Annotated in this window: 28 protein-coding genes; all 28 read left to right on the top strand. The window is 54.4% G+C overall.

The window, feature by feature from the left end:
• Positions 1–2 precede the first annotated feature (2 nt).
• Positions 3–1,322, top strand: coding sequence for a daptide-type RiPP biosynthesis aminotransferase (mpaD, locus tag SACSAC_RS07785; protein WP_051506958.1), 1,320 nt, complete (start codon positions 3–5; stop codon positions 1,320–1,322).
• 163 nt (positions 1,323–1,485) lie between these two features.
• A complete protein-coding gene (locus tag SACSAC_RS28600; RefSeq protein WP_281175762.1) occupies positions 1,486–1,608 on the top strand; it encodes a hypothetical protein in 123 nt (40 codons plus the stop codon).
• Positions 1,609–1,629: 21 nt separating this feature from the next.
• Positions 1,630–1,782 carry a hypothetical protein gene (locus SACSAC_RS27930; RefSeq protein WP_156950967.1) on the top strand — a complete coding sequence of 51 codons (153 nt, stop codon included), beginning with the start codon at positions 1,630–1,632 and terminating at the stop codon, positions 1,780–1,782.
• Positions 1,783–1,830: 48 nt separating this feature from the next.
• Positions 1,831–1,968 carry a daptide-type RiPP gene (locus SACSAC_RS28200; RefSeq protein ID WP_169833757.1) on the top strand — a complete coding sequence of 46 codons (138 nt, stop codon included), beginning with the start codon at positions 1,831–1,833 and terminating at the stop codon, positions 1,966–1,968.
• Positions 1,969–1,989: 21 nt separating this feature from the next.
• Complete coding sequence (locus SACSAC_RS28595) at positions 1,990–2,115, top strand: daptide-type RiPP (protein ID WP_268239473.1); 126 nt, start codon at positions 1,990–1,992, stop codon at positions 2,113–2,115.
• Positions 2,116–2,156: 41 nt separating this feature from the next.
• Entirely contained in the window at positions 2,157–2,282 is a 126-nt protein-coding gene (locus tag SACSAC_RS28590; protein ID WP_281175761.1) for a daptide-type RiPP, read from the top strand.
• A gap of 72 nt (positions 2,283–2,354) precedes the next feature.
• Positions 2,355–2,480 (top strand): daptide-type RiPP, encoded by a 126-nt coding sequence (locus SACSAC_RS28585; protein WP_268239472.1) that lies wholly within the window; start codon positions 2,355–2,357, stop codon positions 2,478–2,480.
• Between the two features lie 48 nt (positions 2,481–2,528).
• Positions 2,529–2,666, top strand: coding sequence for a daptide-type RiPP (locus tag SACSAC_RS28195; RefSeq protein WP_169833756.1), 138 nt, complete (start codon positions 2,529–2,531; stop codon positions 2,664–2,666).
• Between the two features lie 52 nt (positions 2,667–2,718).
• Positions 2,719–2,844 (top strand): daptide-type RiPP, encoded by a 126-nt coding sequence (locus tag SACSAC_RS28580; protein WP_268239471.1) that lies wholly within the window; start codon positions 2,719–2,721, stop codon positions 2,842–2,844.
• A 29-nt stretch (positions 2,845–2,873) separates the two neighbouring features.
• Positions 2,874–2,999: a daptide-type RiPP gene (locus SACSAC_RS28575; protein WP_281175760.1), complete on the top strand. Its 126-nt coding sequence runs from the start codon at positions 2,874–2,876 to the stop codon at positions 2,997–2,999.
• Positions 3,000–3,085: 86 nt separating this feature from the next.
• Positions 3,086–3,223 (top strand): daptide-type RiPP, encoded by a 138-nt coding sequence (locus SACSAC_RS28190; RefSeq protein ID WP_169833756.1) that lies wholly within the window; start codon positions 3,086–3,088, stop codon positions 3,221–3,223.
• A gap of 183 nt (positions 3,224–3,406) precedes the next feature.
• Entirely contained in the window at positions 3,407–4,537 is a 1,131-nt protein-coding gene (gene mpaP, locus SACSAC_RS07780; protein ID WP_037285111.1) for a daptide biosynthesis intramembrane metalloprotease, read from the top strand.
• A 38-nt stretch (positions 4,538–4,575) separates the two neighbouring features.
• Complete coding sequence (locus tag SACSAC_RS07775; protein ID WP_051506957.1) at positions 4,576–5,409, top strand: SDR family NAD(P)-dependent oxidoreductase; 834 nt, start codon at positions 4,576–4,578, stop codon at positions 5,407–5,409.
• Positions 5,410–5,452: 43 nt separating this feature from the next.
• Positions 5,453–6,274 carry a daptide-type RiPP biosynthesis methyltransferase gene (gene mpaM / locus SACSAC_RS26920; RefSeq protein ID WP_051506956.1) on the top strand — a complete coding sequence of 274 codons (822 nt, stop codon included), beginning with the start codon at positions 5,453–5,455 and terminating at the stop codon, positions 6,272–6,274.
• Entirely contained in the window at positions 6,274–6,855 is a 582-nt protein-coding gene (locus SACSAC_RS07765) for a TOMM precursor leader peptide-binding protein (protein WP_037285110.1), read from the top strand. The genes mpaM and SACSAC_RS07765 overlap by 1 nt, the downstream gene beginning before the upstream one ends.
• Positions 6,852–8,195 carry a YcaO-like family protein gene (locus SACSAC_RS07760; RefSeq protein WP_037285108.1) on the top strand — a complete coding sequence of 448 codons (1,344 nt, stop codon included), beginning with the start codon at positions 6,852–6,854 and terminating at the stop codon, positions 8,193–8,195. The genes SACSAC_RS07765 and SACSAC_RS07760 overlap by 4 nt, the downstream gene beginning before the upstream one ends.
• A gap of 14 nt (positions 8,196–8,209) precedes the next feature.
• Positions 8,210–8,941 (top strand): nitroreductase family protein, encoded by a 732-nt coding sequence (locus SACSAC_RS07755; RefSeq protein ID WP_037285106.1) that lies wholly within the window; start codon positions 8,210–8,212, stop codon positions 8,939–8,941.
• A 170-nt stretch (positions 8,942–9,111) separates the two neighbouring features.
• Complete coding sequence (locus SACSAC_RS07750; RefSeq protein ID WP_037285103.1) at positions 9,112–10,029, top strand: polyprenyl synthetase family protein; 918 nt, start codon at positions 9,112–9,114, stop codon at positions 10,027–10,029.
• A gap of 242 nt (positions 10,030–10,271) precedes the next feature.
• Positions 10,272–10,454 carry a competence pheromone ComX gene (gene comX / locus SACSAC_RS07745; RefSeq protein ID WP_037285101.1) on the top strand — a complete coding sequence of 61 codons (183 nt, stop codon included), beginning with the start codon at positions 10,272–10,274 and terminating at the stop codon, positions 10,452–10,454.
• 25 nt (positions 10,455–10,479) lie between these two features.
• Positions 10,480–12,810, top strand: a complete 2,331-nt coding sequence (locus tag SACSAC_RS07740; RefSeq protein WP_037285100.1) for an ATP-binding protein — start codon at positions 10,480–10,482, stop codon at positions 12,808–12,810.
• Positions 12,807–13,463: a response regulator transcription factor gene (locus tag SACSAC_RS07735; protein ID WP_037285098.1), complete on the top strand. Its 657-nt coding sequence runs from the start codon at positions 12,807–12,809 to the stop codon at positions 13,461–13,463. Before SACSAC_RS07740 ends, SACSAC_RS07735 begins: the two co-directional genes overlap by 4 nt.
• Before the next feature lie 362 nt (positions 13,464–13,825).
• The gene (locus SACSAC_RS07725) at positions 13,826–14,722 is read left to right on the top strand and encodes an ABC transporter ATP-binding protein (RefSeq protein WP_037285093.1); all 897 of its coding nucleotides are present in this window, start codon (positions 13,826–13,828) and stop codon (positions 14,720–14,722) included.
• A complete protein-coding gene (locus tag SACSAC_RS07720) occupies positions 14,719–16,014 on the top strand; it encodes an ABC transporter permease (RefSeq protein WP_051506955.1) in 1,296 nt (431 codons plus the stop codon). The genes SACSAC_RS07725 and SACSAC_RS07720 overlap by 4 nt, the downstream gene beginning before the upstream one ends.
• Before the next feature lie 55 nt (positions 16,015–16,069).
• Entirely contained in the window at positions 16,070–16,261 is a 192-nt protein-coding gene (locus SACSAC_RS07715) for a DUF4177 domain-containing protein (protein WP_037285092.1), read from the top strand.
• Between the two features lie 183 nt (positions 16,262–16,444).
• Entirely contained in the window at positions 16,445–17,422 is a 978-nt protein-coding gene (locus tag SACSAC_RS07710; protein WP_037285090.1) for an ABC transporter ATP-binding protein, read from the top strand.
• Complete coding sequence (locus tag SACSAC_RS07705) at positions 17,419–18,135, top strand: ABC transporter permease (protein ID WP_037285088.1); 717 nt, start codon at positions 17,419–17,421, stop codon at positions 18,133–18,135. The genes SACSAC_RS07710 and SACSAC_RS07705 overlap by 4 nt, the downstream gene beginning before the upstream one ends.
• The gene (locus tag SACSAC_RS07700; RefSeq protein ID WP_037285086.1) at positions 18,136–18,876 is read left to right on the top strand and encodes an ABC transporter permease; all 741 of its coding nucleotides are present in this window, start codon (positions 18,136–18,138) and stop codon (positions 18,874–18,876) included. It begins immediately after the preceding gene.
• A 136-nt stretch (positions 18,877–19,012) separates the two neighbouring features.
• Positions 19,013–19,369: a hypothetical protein gene (locus tag SACSAC_RS07695; protein ID WP_037285085.1), complete on the top strand. Its 357-nt coding sequence runs from the start codon at positions 19,013–19,015 to the stop codon at positions 19,367–19,369.
• The last annotated feature ends 210 nt before the right edge of the window (positions 19,370–19,579 follow it).

Genomic DNA, 19,579 nt, shown 5'->3' with positions numbered 1-19,579 from the left:
CTATGTCTACGTTGCAAAATGCGCAAAAGGCGGTCTATCCGCTGATCCACCCGCTAAAAAACGTTCAGTTGGGCGAATCGTTCACTTCTCTGCTTGAAGGATCGGGCATCTATGTTCGCGACGAGAACGGAAAGCCTTATATCGACGGAATCAGCGGTCTATGGAATGTATCGCTCGGGTACGGACACCCCGGCATTCGGCAGGCGATCCTCGAACAACTCGACCGAATTCCGTTCGTGAACCTGGTCGATCAGACCAATCCGACCACGGTCAAATTCGCGCAAGAGCTGTTGGCCCTGACGCCGGAGCGCCTATCCCGGGCGATCTACACCTGCACCGGTTCGGAATCGGCCGAGTTGGCGATCAAGCTGATGCGCAAATACCAGAGCCTGCGCGGGCTGGAGCAAAAGCAAAATATCGTGGCGCTAAGCATTTCCTACCACGGCACGTATTACGGAGCGATGAGCGCAAGCGGGATCGACAGGGAGATTTCGCAGGGTTACGGTCCGAAGGTACCGGGATTCCTGTTCCACGATACGCCGCTCAGCAGCTTGGGGCGAGGCAGCGAAGACGAAGAACTGCGCGCGATTGAAGAGTTGTTTGAACGTGAAGGAGACCGGATTGCCGGAATGATTGTTGAGCCGATTATCGGCTCGGGCGGAACGATTCCTCTGCCGGATGCGTTTTTGCGAAAAATTCGGGAGCTGTGCGACCTGCACGGCGCGCTCCTTGCTTTTGACGAAGTCGCGACGGGAATGGGCAGAACGGGCCGAATGTTCGCTTTCGAACACAGCGGCGCCGTACCGGATATCCTTTGTTTGTCCAAAGGCATTAACAGCGGGTATTTGCCGCTTGGAGCCGTCCTGTTCAGCGAAGCGATCTACCGCGAATTCGCGGCCGCCAATCTGCATATCGAGCATTTGTCTACGCAAAATGGCAATCCGATTGCCTGTGCAGCCGGATTGGCGACGATTGAAGCTTTGAATCAACCGGGCATGCTGGAACATGTTTCCGAGATGGGAGAATTGCTGCGCGAACTTTTGAACGAAGAACTTGCGGATTGCCCGGCCTTTTTGGAAACGCGCGGCAAAGGCTTGATGACGGGCGTTGCGCTGCAAGACGATCTGGCGGGCGGCGTTTGCATGGAGGCCGAGCGTCTTTCCGCCTTGGTCGGCCGGCTGAAGCAGCGGGGATTGATCGTGTATCCGTTCTATACGCCGGGCGTCACGACGGGATTCCATCTCTATCCTCCGTTCGTCGTCTCCGCTCAGGAAGTATCGAAGATCGTCGGTATCATCAAGAAAACGCTGGGAGGCAGGTGAGAAGCATGCAGCGTGACTATTCGTTCGATCCTTTGAAAGAAACGACGCTTTTCGGCGGCGAATATCCCGGCGACGAGCCGCTTAACGAGGCCGTGTTGTTCTAATCCATTTCCGGATATCCAAGAGTCTTGAAAGAGTTTATTTCGTGAAGGAGGTGAGGAACATGGAAAAAGCTTGGAGCGTAAAAGCCGAAGAGTTGGAAGCCGTAACGGCGCCGGCAGGCGGCATGTACATAGGCGGACCGATCATAGGCGTAATTGTCGGCGGATTGATCTCCCTGACCTAATATTCGAGGAGGAATAGGAAAATGAAAAAACTGCAAGCGTTGGACATCGAGCTGTTGGAAAATGTGGTGGCCCCTATCTATTCGGCTCCCGAAACCCTGATGCCGTTCCCTTCCGGAATCCCTTTCCCGGGTCTGGGAAGCGTGGCAGGCGGAATTCTCGTCGCTCTTACCTAAGTTCAAAGTAAGGCATATGCTCGATAAACCCTGAGGAGGAATATGAAAATGAACGAACAACAAGCACTCGATCTGGAACTGTTGGAGAACGTGGAAGCGCCGGGAAGCGCACGGGATTTCGTGACGGGCGTCATCGCCGGAGTAGGCATTGTGGGCGTCGGAGCAGGATTGGTTGCCTTAACTTAAAACCCAAAGGAGAGATTAACGATGGAAAATTTGTTGAACGTACAGATGGAAGAACTTGAAGAAGTAGCGGCGCCGGGAGACGGAGCGTTCGTGGGCGGCGTGATTGTAGGCGTGATCGTAGGCGGCGGCCTGATCGCTTTTACGTAAACTTTCTTTTAAAAAAACAAACCTAAAAGGAGCGATTAAAAATGGAACAAAACAAGAATCTGATCGTCGAAGAACTGGAAGCTATGGATGCGCCGGGTTGGCAGGAAATTGGGACCGCTTTCGGTGCGGGCATCGTCGTCGGCGGCGTAATCGTCGCCCTGACTTAAAGATTTCGCGTTTCTTTTCAACTAACACTCGCAATACTCAAAAACCAAATTCAATCAAAGGAGCGATTAATCATGGAAAATATGCTGAATGTACAACTGGAAGAACTGGAAGAGGTAGCGGCGCCGGGAGACGGAGCGTTCGTGGGCGGCGTGATCGTAGGCGTAATCGTGGGCGGCGGCTTGATCGCTTTTACGTAAGAATGCTTTTCGCAAAACAAAACCATTTAAACGAGGAGGAATTTTAAAATGAACGAAACATGCGCACTGGATTTGGAACTGTTGGAAAACGTCGAGGCCCCGGGAAGTTCGAGAGATTTCGTGGAAGGCGTCATTGCGGGAGTAGGCGTCGTAGCCGTCGGAGCAGGCCTGGTCGCTTTTACTTAAGTCGTCGAATAAAAAACCAATAAAAAACCAAACCCAAAAGGAGCGATTGAACATGGAACAAAACAAGAATCTGATCGTCGAAGAACTGGAAGCTATGGATGCGCCGGGCTGGCAAGAAATCGGGACCGCTTTCGGCACGGGAATCGTCGTCGGCGGCGTAATCGTAGCCCTGACTTAAAAAACCGAAGCCGAAAGGAGCGATAAACGATGGAAAACGTGTTGAGCGTGCAATTGGAAGAACTGGAAGAGATCGCGGCGCCCGTGAGCGGAGCGTTCGCCGGCGGAGTAGTCGTGGGCGTCATCGTGGGCGGCGGTCTGATCGCTTTTACGTAAAGAGTATTTTTGACAAACGCAAGATGCAAGGTCGGAAATACTCGTAACCCAAATTTGAAAAACAACCAACGAGGAGGAATTTTAAAATGAACGAAACATGCGCACTGGATCTGGAACTGTTGGAGAACGTCGAAGCGCCGGGAAGTTCGAGAGACTTCGTGGAAGGCGTTATTGCCGGAGTAGGCGTCGTAGCCGTCGGAGCAGGATTGGTCGCTTTCACTTAACCGCAAATACATTCGGCTTTCATTAACGCAGGATCGTGCAGGACATAGGGGGCTTATTCCGCCGCATCAGCGGCAGCCGTACGGCGGAAAGCCCCGTTCTTTTTCAACCGTTTCCCCGAAAATGCAGCATCGGCAAAGGAATGCGAATCGCGCATCTATTCCAAAGAGCGAAGGTGATGAACATTGAGTCAAACAGCGGATTTTATCGAATTTCATGAATCTGAAAATAATTCTTTTACGATTAAACATAAATCATTGAACAAATACATCAAAGTCGGACGTCGGGAAGCGGAGTTTTTAAAACTCATGCTGAGCCAGCCGCAGGAAAGCGAGCGAGAACGTCTGTATGCCGGAGAATTGACCGCTCCCGAAAGACGTTACCTGGCCGCCAAATTCGAAGAATGGGGCTTTCTTCAAGCGGAAGCCGCAGAAGTTTCGGGCAAGAAAAAAGACATGACGCTGATCAAGCTTCTGCGCATCAATCCGGATGCCTGGCTGGAGCGAAGACTCGGCTTGATCCGCGTCCTGCTGCACCCGGTCGCGATCGGCGCTTATACGCTGCTGATGCTGGGCGCGCTGTACATGATGATGTCCGATCCCGGGTTGATTAACCGGTTGTCCCTTTCGGGACTTGGCGTCAAAGAAGCATTGATCCTTTATCTGATGATGGTCGCGACGACCGCTTTTCACGAAATGTCCCATGCGGCGGTCTGCAAGAAATACGGCGGAAGCGTTCCGGAGACCGGAGTGATGCTGTTTTACTTCGGTCCGGCCATGTTCTGCGACGTCAGCTCGACGTACCTGTTCAAAAAGAAGCGTCATAAACTGGCCGTTCTGTTTGCCGGAATCTACAGCCAATGGATGATGACGGCAATATCCGCGGCCGCATTCTACGGGTTGCTGCACGCGGGAATCGAAGTGCCTCTGCTGTTCTATTACTCGGTCGCCAACTTGGGCATGAGCCTGCTGAATTTGATTCCGCTGGTCAAATTGGACGGATATTGGATGCTGTCCCACTCGCTCGGGATCGTCAACCTCAGACAGAAAGCGTTTCGTTACATCTTCGGCTGGCTGCTTCCCGGTAAAGAGACTAATCGCAAGCCGGCACGTCCTTTCGAAACGGGAGTGCTGTTGCTGTACGGCATCGCGGCCGCCGCTTTCACTCCGTTGTTCTGGGGATGGGGCATCTATCAGTTGATCGATCGGTTGCAACCTTATATCGGCATCGCGTCGTACGCAGTCGCTTTGGTTCTGCTCGCCATGCTGGCCGCGCATGCCATGAAGTTCTGGAAGACGCTGCGCGAGCCGGTCTGATTCCGGCTCGGAACCATGAATAGTCAGGAGGGGAAAGGATGAAGCGGAATACGGCTGAAATAGGGCTCGAGGATTCGCAAGAACAAGAAGGCGACTTGCCGGTTCGGAGCGTTGGAAGGTTGAACGGCAAGCGGGTACTCGTGACGGGAGCCGGCAGAGGGATCGGCGCCAAGATAGCCGAAAGTTTTGCCAGAGAAGGAGCCTCGCTCGTCATCACGGAAGTTCCCGGCGAGATGGGACGCCTGAATGACGTTGCTGGCGAACTGCGGCAGACCTACGGAAAAGAAATCGAAGGAATCATGCTTGATATTCGCAGCGACCAATCCATAACCGAATGTGCGAATAAACTGAAAACGGACGGATTGGACATTGATTACCTGGTGAACAATGCCGGAGTGAATATGCTGGTACCGGCGCTTGAAGTCACGCCGAAGCAGTGGGATCAGATTATGGATATCAACTTGAAGGGCACTTTTTTCCTCACTCAGCAGATCGCCAAAGGAATGGTCAAACGCCGAAGCGGTTCGATCGTCATGCTGGCTTCCCAACACGGCGTGGTCGCTAACGAGAATCGTGCGCCGTACTGCGCCAGCAAAGCGGGACTTGTTCATTTGACCAAGGCATTGGCGCTGGAATGGGCCAAGTACGGAATCCGGGTGAATGCCGTGTCGCCGACTTTCGTCGCTACAGAAGCGAATCGCGAACACGTGGAAGATCCGAGATTCCGCCGAATGAGCCTGCCGAAAATTCCGCTGCGCAAGCTTGCCGTGCCTTCGGACATTGCGGAAGCCGTGCTGTTCTTGGCTTCGGATCAAGCGGGCATGATCACCGGACATAATCTGATCGTGGACGGCGGCTGGACGGTCGCCTAACGGCCGGATTTCTATAAGACCGACAAGAAAAGGGGAGAGGATTATGTATTTCGGAATTTTCAAAGAGCTGCGCAGCCTGAACCTGCCGGACAGTCACGATATGGACTTGTATGAAGGGTATTACTCGGAGTTCTACGAAGCATTGACGGAACGGACCGAGTACGACGTCGAACTGCTGGCCGAGCAGGCGGAACGGGTGCGCGGCCAAGGACGGATTCTGGAACTGGCTTGCGGTGCCGGGCGCGTGTTGATCCAACTGGCCCGACGCGGCCATTCGACGCTCGGCTTGGATCTGTCGCCGGACATGCTGGCTTTGTACCGCCGCAAGAGCGTTAGGTTGCCGGAGAATGTTCGTGACCTTATCGAAGTCGGCCAAGCGGACATGACTTCGTTTGCGCAAGCCGAAAAGTTTCCGTTGATCGTGTTGTCGGCGACAAGCGTCAGTCTGCTGCCGGATATGGCTTCGGTGGAAAAAATGCTGGAAACGGTCTACGCGCATCTGGAGGAAGGCGGGCGGTTCGTGTTCGACTACGTCTACGAGAACAGCGAGCACAACCGCGAAATGCGCGACGGCAAAGTGGACGGCGTTACGATCGATCTCGGTCCCGATCATAAACAGTTCGTATTGATGGGCGAGCACGAAGAGCATGATTCCCGCAAAGCGGTCATGAACTTTTACGCGGAAGTGGTGCAGGGCGGAAGCACGCGCCGTTACTTCGGTTCCACGTCCAAAAGCTTTTTCCCGGAAGCGCAAATTCTGGATTGCGTGAATCGCTCTTCCTTGAAACTGATCGAGACGCATACCTATCCCGCGGATCAGGCGCCCGTGCGCTGCCTGGTGCTTGAGAAAGGCAAGGTGAGCTGATGGGCGAATATTGGATTCTTCACGCCGAAGAAGATCGGGCGAAAGCCGAAAAGATCGGCGGCATGCTTCAAATCGCGGGACTGCCGGTTCGATGGACGCAGTCCCCGGACGAAGTACGCGAAGTACCCGAATTGATGATCGCGATCGGCAGCGAGGAACGGCTTTCGGCCTGGAACGAGATCGCGAATAACCGAGCGTTCAATTGGCTGCCGGTGCGCTTCAATCGCCTTGGAGGAAGCGTGGGTCCGCTGGTCATTCCCGGGGTTACCGCTTGCCGGGAATGCCTGAAGCGGCGCATGGCGTCGTTGGCCAGCCCCGATGTTCCGGAGGCGGCAGCCGGCTTCGAATTGTCTTGGCAGATTTTTGCCGGCATCGTCGCGCTTGAAGTCGCGAAGTGGTCCTCCCGGCATAAAAGCAGCTTCGCGCCGTTGACGCTCGGGCATCTGTTGGAATTCGACGCGTTCCATATCGAAGGCGAGTTGTCGGCGGTGCATCGCGTTCCGACCTGTACCGTATGCGGAGTTCGTCGATCGGCTTCGCTGGCCGCGCAGCCGTGGACCGAAGCGGCGGTGCTCGCATGAGCCGTCAACTGGTTCGCAGATCGTCGTCCGTCGGAACGGACGCCGGCGTGCCGAAAGCGTTGGCCGCGACGCTGGGCAGCCGGGGCGGGATCGTGAAAGGCTTGATGAATATCAATTCCGACGCGGAAGATCCCGAGCTTTTTTTGAGTCTGGCTATTCCGGGCAATCCCAAAGCCTTCGTTCCGGGCCAGGAAGGGCTGATCGACTTTTTTGCCAGCGGCATGGGACGCACGCCGGAAGAAGCGAATACGTCCGCCGTCGCGGAAGCGGTCGAACGCTATTGCGCGTCTTACGTGCAGCCCGATCGGACGGTCTTCGCTTCGCGGCGGGAGTTGGGCGCGAATGCGCTGCATCCGAGCGAACTTCCTCTTTTCACGCAAGAGCAGCACGCGAAGCCGGGATTCCCGTACCGTCCGTTTACGGAAGACAGCCGCATAGGATGGTTCGAGGCATATAGTCTGACCCGTGGAAAGAACGTCTACGTGCCGGCCGCGCTGACCTGGGACTCTTACCGGCCGATCGCTCCGAACGAAGACGCGATTTGCTTCGGCCTCATGACCGGCTCCGCGGCCGGCTCGACCCTGGAGCAAGCCATGCTCGGCGGGCTGTTGGAGATCATCGAACGCGATTCGTTCATGATCATGTGGTACAACCGGTTGCAGATGCCGGGGATCGACTTGAACGGATCCGCGCTGTTGGAACCGTTCAAAGCGCTGATGGATGAACGGCGTTTCCGGCTTGATTTGGTGGATACGACTTCGGATATCGGCGTGCCTTCCGTCTTCGGCCTGCTGCATACCCGAGACGGGAAGGTCTCGTTCGGCGGCGCCGCCCGCAGCACGCTCGAGGAGGCCGCGTCCAAGACGCTGATGGAGATCAGCCAGCTGTACATGGGCAACAAAGCGCAAATTTACGCGTCCGGACTTCCCGAGCTGCAAGCGGACCAGATTGTCGATTACGGTCTGCGACTGCCTTATTACGAGCAGCCGAACGCGATGCGCGAGCTTGATTTCGCCTGCGCCGCACCCAAGACGCGAAAGCTCGCCGCGAACCCGATCGACGGCAAGGCGTCCCATGCCGAGCAGTTGAAGCAGGTGCTTGACCGGCTTGCGGCGCGCGGATTGGAAGCGATCTGCGCGGACGTCACGACCGAAGACGCGAGAGCGCTGGGGCTGCATGTCGTCAAAATGATCGTCCCCGGAACCGTGCAGCTTCCGCGAAGCGAGCATGAACGCCTGATCGGAAGCCGCCGCATTTTCGATGTTCCGGTCGGGACGGGTTACCGCGCATTCCCGATCGCGCCGACGGATTTGAATACGGCGCCCCACCCTTTTCCCTGAAAGGAGAATGCTTGATGAGTCTGAAATTTAACGATTGGAGATCCGAGCGCGAGCTGGATGAAGAACGTCTTTCGCTGACCTACCATGCCGGTTCTGCCCATCACCCCGAATTGGACGTGTTAATGAGATCTCGGATGAAAATGCTCGGCAACCTGTTTCGACACCTGAACGGTCAAGCTTCGTCGGACAAACGTTATTTCGGTTCGCCGGCGATTCCGTCGAGCGAAGCGGACATCCCGCCGGATCTGAAACAATGGTTGGACGCTTATGCCCGAACCGTGGCGTCCCATTCTGAAGTTCCTTTCGAGGAAATGCGCGTGCTGGAGCAAACTGCCGGATTCAAGCCCGATCAGTTGGAGCTGTACATGGTTTGCCGGAACGAAGAAGGGCAGCACCTTTGCTATCACATCGAAGAGCAAGGGCGGGAGTTGAAGTGCTGCGGCCGGCCTTGGAATATTTCGTTGCAAGATGCTTTTCCGCCGGGACTTCTGAGCGGCTCGCCGCGGGCGATCTGGTTCGTCGCTGCCAATTTGCACCGTTCGCATAAATTGCTCGGCGAACGGGGCTACCGCTATAGTCTGCTGGAAGCGGGAAGAATGGCGAAACAAGTGCAGAGCTGCGCGCCTCCAACAACGGATACGGCTCCGATTGCCACGTTTTATGACGACAGAGTGAATGAATGGCTGGGGTTGGACGGGATTTACGAAGTTGCGCTCGCCGCTGTCGTGCTGTACGACAAACCTTAATCGTATAGGAATCGCGTAGAAGATCTTTCCGAACGGGAAGGTCTTTTTTGCGTATTCCGGGTATATAAAGGTTGGCGTTTCGCTGTTGGAATAAAGAGGGTTTGAAAGTAGAATAGGGGATAGGAATAAATCTAATCCTAATCAGTAGCGGATAAGGAGAGAAACTCACGTTGAATTGGAATGAAGCGATTAAGCAAACTTTGATGCAAGGGATCGAACAAGGATTCAACCAGGCCGAGCTTCGGGACATGGCAGCGGAATGCGCGGCGTACAAGTTGTCGGAAAAAGCCCTTTTCGGCAATCTCACTGTTCTCCACTATCGGATGTACGGCGGAGAAGGCGACGGGATTTTGCAAGCGGCGGCTGCCGTCGAAGCCTTGGTGCTGTCTTTGGACATGATCGATGATCTGCAAGACGGAGATAACGAATCGGCTCCGTGGAGCAAATTTCGAAGCGATCTTGCCTTGAATATCGCGCTCGGATTTTCGTTTTTGGCTCAGCAGATGCTGCTGCAAGCCCCTTTTCCGTCCGAACGCAAATATGAAGCGGCCGCGCTGCTCAATGCTCAATTACTTACGACCGTTAACGGACAAATGACGGACCTTTTGAATGCCGTCTATACCGAAGAACAATACATGGAGATGATTTCGGGGAAATCCGCCTCCTTGCTTGTTATGGCCGTTCAACTCGGTACCTTGCTCGGCTGCGGGGAAACCAAGATCGAAAGTGCGGAATTCGCGCTTCAGCTCGGCATAGCCGCCCAGATCAAGAACGATATTCTGGATATTACGAATCATGAAGGCAAAAACGACTTTTGGAACCGCAAGCGCACGCTGCCCGTTTTGATGCTGCTGAATTATCTGGAGGGCGAAGATCATTGGGCAACAGAGTATTTCGAAGGAAAATTAAGCTACGACGAAGTCAAAACCAAGACAACCGAGTTCGAGGAGGCGCTTGAACAATCCGGTGCGCTCGCCTATGCTTCGGTAAGAATGCGACTGGCTTATTATCGGTGTCTGGACGTGATCGAATCGCTGCCCGCCCAATCGGAATTCAAGCGGATATTGGATCAAACGATTCGCATGTGAATCCTTTTTTCGCGTGTCCGCAGGCCGCTTTGCGTTCCCGCAAAAACACCGCAAAAACAATTGCGGGAATTGTCGCGGCTGTTGTCGTTTCCCGAACTTCCCGGCGCTGGTATAGTGAAGTCAAGCCAAACGCCGGAACCACTATCCAGAATCTTCTCGCTTCCGATCCCCGGTTACGCTGACAGCTTCAGGCAGACGAACTGCCGGCTGTACCTATCCCAATTCACGGAGGTTGATCGGAAATGTTGAAAGAAGCGATAGCGATGCTTATGCAAAATAAGAATGCTCGGGCCGAATTCCAATCGGGACAACTACAGTTTGCGGGGCTTGGAGCGATGGAGCAGCGGGCGTTGAAAGAAGTGTTCAAGGAAGGAAGAAATGATCGGGTTTTAAAAAATTCAAATATCCTGCTTTGGGAAAAATAGATTTCGGCAAGAAATGGAGGATTTCATGTTAACAAGATGGAAATGGCCGATCGCCGTATTCCTATACATAGTCGTTATTTTTCAATATTTTCATGTTGTGGCATTCAATCCGAATATATTCGTCGAAGCGATGCCGGAGTCGGACGGCTCTTACCGCGTAACCTTGATCGAACAAGGCGGATGGGGACAGCGACACCTTGAAGTTGACGATCGGATCGTAGCAGTTAACGGCGAGGATCCTGCAAAAAATTACACTCTTAGGCATTACGGAGAGTTGGAAAGAGCGAGATCGCTCGACATTCTGAATGCCCAAGACGAAAGTATCCATTATGAATTGGAGCCGCCTCCGTTGTCGGAGACGCTTCGATTTATCGGCGTGCCGCTAACGGCTTCGCTTTTATTTTTAATTTTTGCGGCCGCGCTTTGGAGATTCGGACGCCTGGACCCTTCAGCTTTTGTGCTGGCGCTCTTTTTCCTATTTACGGGAGCGGCTTATATCGGCGGGTATACGATTCATAAAATTGATCCTTTCGGAACTTTATTATTTCGTTTTCTGTTTCTGATGGTTCCTGTAATCTTTGTTCATTTTATGAATTTGTATTTGAAAAAGTTCAATGAGCGTTTGCTGTCTTCCAAATGGCTGGTTTTCTTTTATTCATGCATCAGTTTCGTGCTTGTTACGAGTTATATCCGTTTATTCGTCGCGCGCGAAGCTTTATCTTGGACCTCGCCGCTCTTCACTCTCTTTTTTGCGATTCCGAACGTCATTGCCATCATTCAACTGATACGGAAATACAGAAAACATCGAAAAGGCGACTTGAACTCTTTGTTCAAGCTGACCTTAATCACGCATATTTTGGCTTTTTCGCCGTTTATCGTCTTATACAGCCTACCCCTGTTAATCGGATCTCCGATCATTTCCGTCGGAACCGCAACAGCCTTTTTATTGGTGCTGCCGCTCGCTTACATGTACATGCTGATGACGCGCCGTATTTTCGACGTGAATTTCGTATTGAACCGATTTTTTTATCATGCTTCGGTGGCCGTATTGCCTTCGGCGATCATGGCGCTGCTCGGCATGTGGATCGTTCGCAGCGAAGGGCCGAGCGGAATCGGCATCACGAGGATGTTCCTGATTTTTTACCTGGTGCTGGTCATCTTATTGTTCGTTAAAGAAGCGCTGGACCGCAAACTGCGGCAAGGGAAAGGCGGAACGAGCCTGGACGGGAATTTCGAGCGGTTCTCCCATAATATCGCGCGCGTGATGAAGCGGGCGGATCTGGAACGGGCGCTCGAACAGGAGATCAAGGAAAGCATTCGCATACCCGCGCTGCAATTTTTCGATTGGGATACTTCGGTCAACGAAGTGCCGGTCGAAAAAATGGCAGCCGCGGAGCGGCGGGAGATTGCCGAAGCGCTCCGGCGCAAAAACGAGCAGCTCGTTCCCGGTTCGTTGACGATGCTTTCGCGCGGTGCCTGCCTGGTTATCGGCCGCCGCGGAGACCAAGCGTATCTGCTCTGGCTGGACGACAAAGCGGATCATACCCGATACAACCCCGACGAACGCAATCGACTCGTCACGCTCGCCAACTATAGCGCGATCGTGTTCGAGAATCTGTACCTGGTCGAAGGGCTGATCGACAGTCTGGAAGCGGAAATGGAAAAGCACGGCGAAACGCCGGGCTGGGTACTGCGCCTGATCTTCAACCTGTCGGAGAACGAACGAAGACGGCTGGCTTCGGACCTGCACGACTCCGCGCTTCAGGACCAGATCATTTGGCTGCGCCGCTTGGAGACCGCGATCGTGGATTACGAGATGAACGGCTTGCTGAAAGCCGAGCTGGATCGGATCAAAGAAGGGCTGCTGGACGTTATTCATCAGATTCGCGAGACTTGCAACGAGCTTCGTCCGCCGCTGCTGATGGAAATGGGGTTGGAACAATCGCTCGAGCAGTTGTTCGCCGAGGCCCAGATGAGAGCCGATTATATCGTCGATTTTCAGGCCAACAATATCGGCGGCGTCCTCGACGACGAGCAGACGCTGGCCATTTACCGGATTACCCAGGAATTGCTGCGCAACGCGGACAAGCACGCCGATGCTTCGAACGTGGAAATCTCCATGTTCGCCGACGAAGAAGCTTTTTATTACCGCTACCGGGACGACGGTGTAGGCATGAATGAAGCAGACGCGGCGGACTCGTTCAGCCATATGGGGCTTGCCGGCATGAAAGAAAGAGTCCGAAGCTTCGAAGGAACGTTCGAATGGCATTCCCGACCGGGAGCCGGTATGGAGACCGAGATTATGATTCCGCTTAAGCCAAGTTCCGATTTCTCATATAAGGAGGCCGTTCAATGATTAAAATTTTGCTGGTCGACGACCACCCTTCCGTAGGGGAAGGAACCAAATTGCTGTTGGAGCAAGACCCGGAAGTTCGCGTGACGTCGCTGTCTTTGCCTATGGAAGCGTTGGAGCTGCTGCAAACGGAAGAATTCGATATTTTGCTGTTCGATTTGAATATGCCGGGCATCAGCGGACTGGAGTTGACCAAGCGAGTCGTAACCGCGCAGCCTGACAGCCGCGTGCTGATCTATACCGGCTATGACATCAGTCCGCATTTTAACGTACTGATCGATTCCGGCGTCTCGGGTTTCGTCAGCAAGACCGCCAGCCGCGAGCAGCTGCTTACGGCGATCCGCTGCGTGATGCGCGACGAGGCCGTGATTCCCGTGCAGCTGCTCCGCCAGCTTCGGCGCAGCGATATTCGCGTATCGACGCGCGAAGACAACACGCTCGAAACGGTCTCGATCAACGAACGCGAGCAGGAGATTTTGCAGGAAGTCGCCAGCGGGCGGAGCAACAAAGACATTGCCGCCAAGCTGCTGATGAGCCAGCGCACCGTTGAATACAGCCTGACCCGCGTGTTCGAAAAGCTCGGCGTGCGTTCGCGTTCCGAAGCGATCGCCGAAGCGAGGCGAATCGGATTATTGTCGGAGAATACGATTTTTTGAGAAGCTGCTGGCCCGTCTCTTTGCGAGACGGGTTTTTCGTGCTGTTTTGAAGCACGATCCGTACCGAACATCAAAGCTTTGCGGCCCGCAAAACGGAGAACGACAATTTGCGGGAATTACGGAACGCGTTGTCGTTTTCCGCGCGCATATCGGCTGGTATAGTGAAATCAAGCCAAGAGGCGCCGTACTTTACAAGCAAGGCAGACACCGCGAATCGGGCAGTTCAATGATGGCAAGACAGACAAGCGGCAGTTTCGAATCAAGGCGAAACGAGCGGGAATCTTCCGCCGCCGCTTATGAAAAGGATGTTTCCCGAATCGACGGGTTGTCGATCAAGTTATTATTCGGAAGGAGCGATTAAATTGACACTTTCAATCAATCAATTGGGCAAGCAGTACGGAGGCAATTACGTCGTGGACAACGTGACGCTGGAGGTCAAAGCCGGCGAAGCGTTCGGACTTCTCGGCGGCAACGGCGCGGGCAAAACAACTACGATCCGTTCGGTGCTCGGATTGCTGGAATATGACCGGGGCGACGTGCTCTGGAACGGCAAGCCGTTTCTGGAAAATCGGCCGAGCGTCGGTTACCTGCCGGAAGAGCGGGGACTGTATCCGAAAGAAACGGTGAGCGAACAGCTTACATATTTGGCCCGTCTCGAAGGCATGAAAAAAGGCGACGCGCAGAAAGCGCTCAAAACGTGGCTGGAACGTCTCGGCATCGAAGAACACGAACATAAGCGGGTCGAACAGCTGTCCAAAGGCAATCAGCAGAAGGTGCAGATTATTTCTTCGCTGATCCACGATCCGGACCTGGTCATCCTGGATGAACCGTTCAGCGGACTTGATCCGGTTAACGCGGATATGCTGGCTTCGGTCGTCAAAGATCAGATCGCGCTCGGTAAAGCCGTCGTGTTTTGCAGCCACCAGATGATGCAGGTCGAGCAGTTCTGCGAGAATATCTGCATCATGAAAAAAGGCCGAATGAGGCTTAACGGCAAATTGTCCGAAATCAAAAGCTCGTACGGACGCAACAATCTGGTTCTGCGCAGCGAAGCTGACCTGACTCCTTTCCTGGAAGGAAAAGGATGGGGCGATATTCGCCGCGACGCGCAAGAATGGACGATCCGGGTGCCGGGCGAAGCGCAAGCGCACCAATTGATGCGGGAGCTTGGACAATCCGGCGTGCCTATGCTCAAATTTGAACTCAAAGAACCTTCGCTGCATGAAATCTTTATTGAAAAGGTGGGAGAAGCGGTATGAAACCATTCGGAATCGTATTCGGCTATTCGTTTAAAGGACGCATTCGCTCCAAATCGTTCACTTGGATGACTGTTCTGATGGTCGCGGTCATTGCCGCCGTCGTCTTGGCTTCCAGATTCCTCGGCGGTCAGGCGCTGACGGAAGGCACGGTCGCGGTCGTTAATAATTCGTCTCTTCCGGTCGAAGCCGGCGAGCTGACTTCCGGCGTGTCGCCGATTTACGAATGGAAAATGGTACAGAACAGCGAATTGGCGTCTCAACAGAAGTTACTGCAAAACGAAGACTTGGCGGCGGTCGTCGTGATCGAACGCGGCGCGGATGCTGCGGCGGCTCCGCAAATCCTTCTCTCGGTCAACCGGAAGGATGACGTGGCCTTTGCTCCGAACCTGTCTGCTTACGTGGAACGCCTGAACGTGAACGACCGCGTGGAATCGCTGGGACTGACGACGCAGCAGGCCGCGGCGCTGACTGCGCAGCCGGCCTTCGAACTCAACGAATTGAACGCGGGAGCCAAGTCCACGACCGAGACTTATATGCCGGTCTACGCGCTGATGGTCGTGATGTTCTTCATGATCTACCTGTTCGCCGGCACGGTCGCGACTTCGGTTTCCGTGGAAAAAGGATCGCGCATTCAGGAAATTCTGATTACCAAAGTCAGCCCGGTCCAACTGCTGGCAGGCAAGGTATTGGGCGTAGGCTTGGCCGGGATGCTGCAGTTTGCGATTATTTTCGGCTCGGGCGCTCTGTTGGTGAACCTCTTCGGAGCCGAAGAAAGCTTGTCGCTGGCAGGACTTTCATTCGACTTGTCGGTTTTCGACGGACAAATGCTGGCTGTGGCGGCCGCGATATTCGTACTCGGTTACTTCTTCTACGCGACGCTGTTTGCCGCAGCCGGTTCGATCGTCAGCCGCAGCGAGGAGCTGAGTCAGGCGATGATGCCGATCTCGCTGTTGCTGTTCGTCGGATTCATCATCGCGATGCTTTCGCTCGGCAATCCGAACGGAACGATGGCGGTCGTCTCTTCTTACATTCCGTTCCTGACGCCTATGGTTATGCTGGCTCGAGTCGGCGCAGGCGAATTGGCACTGCTGGAGATCTTGCTGCCGATCCTGGTTCTCGCCGTTTCCACGCTCGTCGTAGGACTTCTGTCGGCTAAAATTTATCGCGGCGGCGTGCTGCTGTACGGACAGAAGCCGTCGATCGGCACGATGCTGAAAATGTTAGGCGTAAAAAATAAATCCCTTCGTCCTCAAACTCAAGTCGGAGTCGGCCAAACGAACGACGCCGTGTAATACCTGTTGCTAAAAGCACCATAAATTTACGAATCATGAAAAGGAGAGATCAACGATGTACGAATACGATATTGTTCAAATCGAAATGGGAGCTTTTAAAGGCAAACCGAAGCAGGATCATCACGAAATCATTCATGCGCATGCTCAAGAAGGTTGGCGTCTGGTGCAGCTGTTCGCTCCGCCGGCTATGGGTTACGGAACCGCGACGTTCATGGAGTTGTACTTCGAACGCGAAATCAAGCGCTGAATATGCAATGCCGTAAACCCGGTTTGAAAAATGCCTGATTATAAAAAGCCGACATTCACTGATGGAACGAATGTCGGCTTTTTGCCGATTTTTTAAACCAAATTTAAACTTCAGGTCATCCTCCCTTTAACCTTGCGTCTTTATCATAAGAAACAACGATAAGAAAACGAGAGGTGAGGGACAATGACAGACATGATGATCGAGACCCGGAACTTGACGAAAAAATACAAAGGAACCCCGGCCGTGGACGCGCTTAATCTGGCGATCCCGCGAGGCGAGATTTACGGCTTCCTCGGACCGAACGGAGCGGGCAAGACGACGACGATCCGCATGCTGCTGGGGCTGATCAAGCCGGATAGCGGCGTCGTGCAGATCTTCGGCCAGGATTTGAAAAGAGAGCGGATCAAGATTTTGCGCCGCGTCGGTTCGCTGGTCGAATACCCGTCGTATTACGGCCATCTGAACGCAGTGGAGAACCTGGAGACGATCCGCCGTATTTTGAACGTGCCGAAAAGCCGGATCGACGAAGTATTGCAGACCGTAGGCCTGACCAAAGACGCCAAGCGCTCCGTCAAAGGCTACTCGCTCGGCATGAAGCAGCGGCTCGGCATCGCGTCGGCGCTGCTGGGCAGTCCGGAACTGCTCATTCTGGACGAACCGACGAACGGCCTCGATCCTTCAGGTATTTTGGAAATTCGGGAGCTGATCAAAAAAATGCCGCAGCAGCAGGGCATTACCGTGCTCGTCTCCAGCCACCTGCTCAGTGAAGTCGAACAGATGGCCAGCAGCGTCGGCATCGTCAATCAAGGGAAAATGGTCTTCCAGGACAGCATTCCGAATTTGCAGCGCAAAGCCGGCAGCGAAATCCATATCGCGCTGTCCGATCCGGACGCCGCGATGATCACCGCGCGCGAGCAGGGCTGCTTCCCGCGGCTGGATCAAGGCCATCTGGTGTTCAAAGGCATCGACAACGGACAGATCGCCCGTCTTGTCGCGGCGCTGGTGGATGCCCGCCACAGCATTTACCGGGTGGAAGAACGCCGCAAATCGTTGGAAGACCTGTTCCTGACCATGACGTCGGGTGCAGCCAATGCCTCTTCCGAACGCCATGAAGCCGGCGCGCCGAGAGCGGCCGGGCTGCGGAAGGAGGCTGCGCAATGATCGGGCAACTTCTCGCAACGGATTTGCTGAAGATGCGCCGAACCGGAATCTGGTGGGTCGTGTTCATCGGCTCCGTCGGACTGACCGCAATGCAGGCGCTTAACTTCGGTCTTCGTTACGATTATCTGGTGCATGATGCGTACGCGAGCGATCCATGGGGCGGACTGATCGAATCGACCGGACTTTTCGTTCCGATCGCGATCTATCTGGCGATGACGCTGCTGATGTCAATGATCGCGAATATCGAGAATCGGCAGAACTCCTGGAAGCAGACGCTGGCACTTCCGGTGCGTCGTTCCCAGGTGTTCGCGTCCAAGTTTCTGAGCTGCCTGATCCAACTGCTTGCGGCTTGCGTGCTTCTGACGGTTTCGACTTTGATTTTGGGCCTTGTATTGAAGCTGCCCGGTCGTATTCCGTATATGGAACTGGCGACGTTCGGCTTTTATCCGATGCTGGCTTCCCTGCCGATGTTGGGCGTGATGCTGTGGCTGACTTTGACGGTACGCAATCAGGCGATTCCGATCGCGCTGGGCATCGCGGCTTCGTTGACCTCGGTATTCGGGGCTTCCATGCCGGAGCTGCTCCCGTTGTCCTGGCCGGCATTGGCGATCCACAGCGGGCAAACGATGAGATTCGTCGGACTCGGTATCGGAGTATTCGCCGTCTTGTATCTCTTGGGCTCCCTGCACTTTTCCAGAAAGGACGTGGCGTAAATGGGAACATGGATTGCTGCTTTGCGCAGCGAACGAATCAAGCTCGGACGCTCTCAAATCATGCTGCTCGCCGTCATTGATCCGGTATTATGCGCAGTGATCGGGCTGCTTGCCAACGTCGGTAAAGGAGAAGGCGCATGGGCTGGTTTGATGCTGGCGATGATGGTGCTGCACGCGATGCTGTTTCTGCCGATCATGACGGGGATTTTCTCGGCGTATGTGTGTCGGTACGAGCATGCGGGGGGCGGATGGAAACAGATCTTGTCGCTTCCCGTTTCGCGCAGCGCGTTATATTTTTCCAAGCTGCTGGTCGTCATGGGGACGCTCGCGTTGAACCAACTGCTGTTTTTGATTGCGGTGCTCGGCGTAGGGGCGCTCAAAGGATTTGATCTCGCTTTGATTCCCTGGGCAGATTTCGGCATCAAGATTCTCGGCGGATTTGTCGCCTGCCTGCCGCTTGCCGCGCTGCAATTATTCGTGTCTACGATGTGGAGCAGTTTCGCCGCGCCGCTTGTGTTGAACGTGGTCTTCACTATCCCGAATATATTGATCGCCAACTCGGCGACGTACGGTCCGTACTATCCGTGGGCGCAGCCGATGTTGGTGATGATGCAGGCGGGCGGACAATACGATTTCGGCGCGTTCGGGCTGCCTGCCGAGACGCTGCTGATTACCGTAGGCGGGAGCTTCGTATTGTTCCTGACAGCGGGGTTAACTTATTTCAACCGAAAACCGGTGTAAACACGGTGCGGAAAGCTATAGGAGGAAATATTTTTTGCGAAGCTTGCTTCCGGCTATTAACGAATCGGCCGGTTTCGACGTTGATAGATATAGGAAAAGGAATATCGGGTTTCATCATAACAAGGAGGCAACAATCATGTTTCGAAAAAAAATGCTCGGCGCAGCTTTGCTCGCCGCCATCGCGATTTCGGGAGTGGCCGGGGCCGGCCAAACTCACGCCGAAGCGGCGGCTCCGGGCGATACGGCATTCGCAACCGCCGCGGCTGCACTGCCGCACGAAGGAGCAGCGGGGGAATACGCCGCTGCGGAATATGCTTCGATCCGGACAGGCGATCAGGCGGCAGCCATGCTGGACATGGGAATTGAAGGTTCTCCGGCCGCGTCGATGACGGACGGAAAGCGGTTTTCCGTGTTCTGCGTATCGATGGCGGCTTCGCTTGCGGTGATGTTGGGGGTGTTCGGGTTGATGGTGCGGCGGAAGCGCAATTCGTGAGAAGGTGTGCGGGGCGGCGGAGGGAGAAATTCGCTCAAGACGCTGTCTCACCCGGAAAGGTTGATTGAAATTTTAAAGGAATCTTTCCGGGTTCAAAGGCGTTTTGAGCTGAATTTCTCCCTCCGCCTAGCGTCACGTTCGCGTATTGAGCTTGTTATGGATAAAGGGAAAGGCCCGGAAGGAGTGGCTTCCGGGCTGTTTTTGTGCGAA

It is taken from the genome of Saccharibacillus sacchari DSM 19268 (assembly GCF_000585395.1).
GTDB lineage: Bacteria > Bacillota > Bacilli > Paenibacillales > Paenibacillaceae > Saccharibacillus > Saccharibacillus sacchari.
This window is presented reverse-complemented; position numbering and strand designations above follow the sequence as displayed.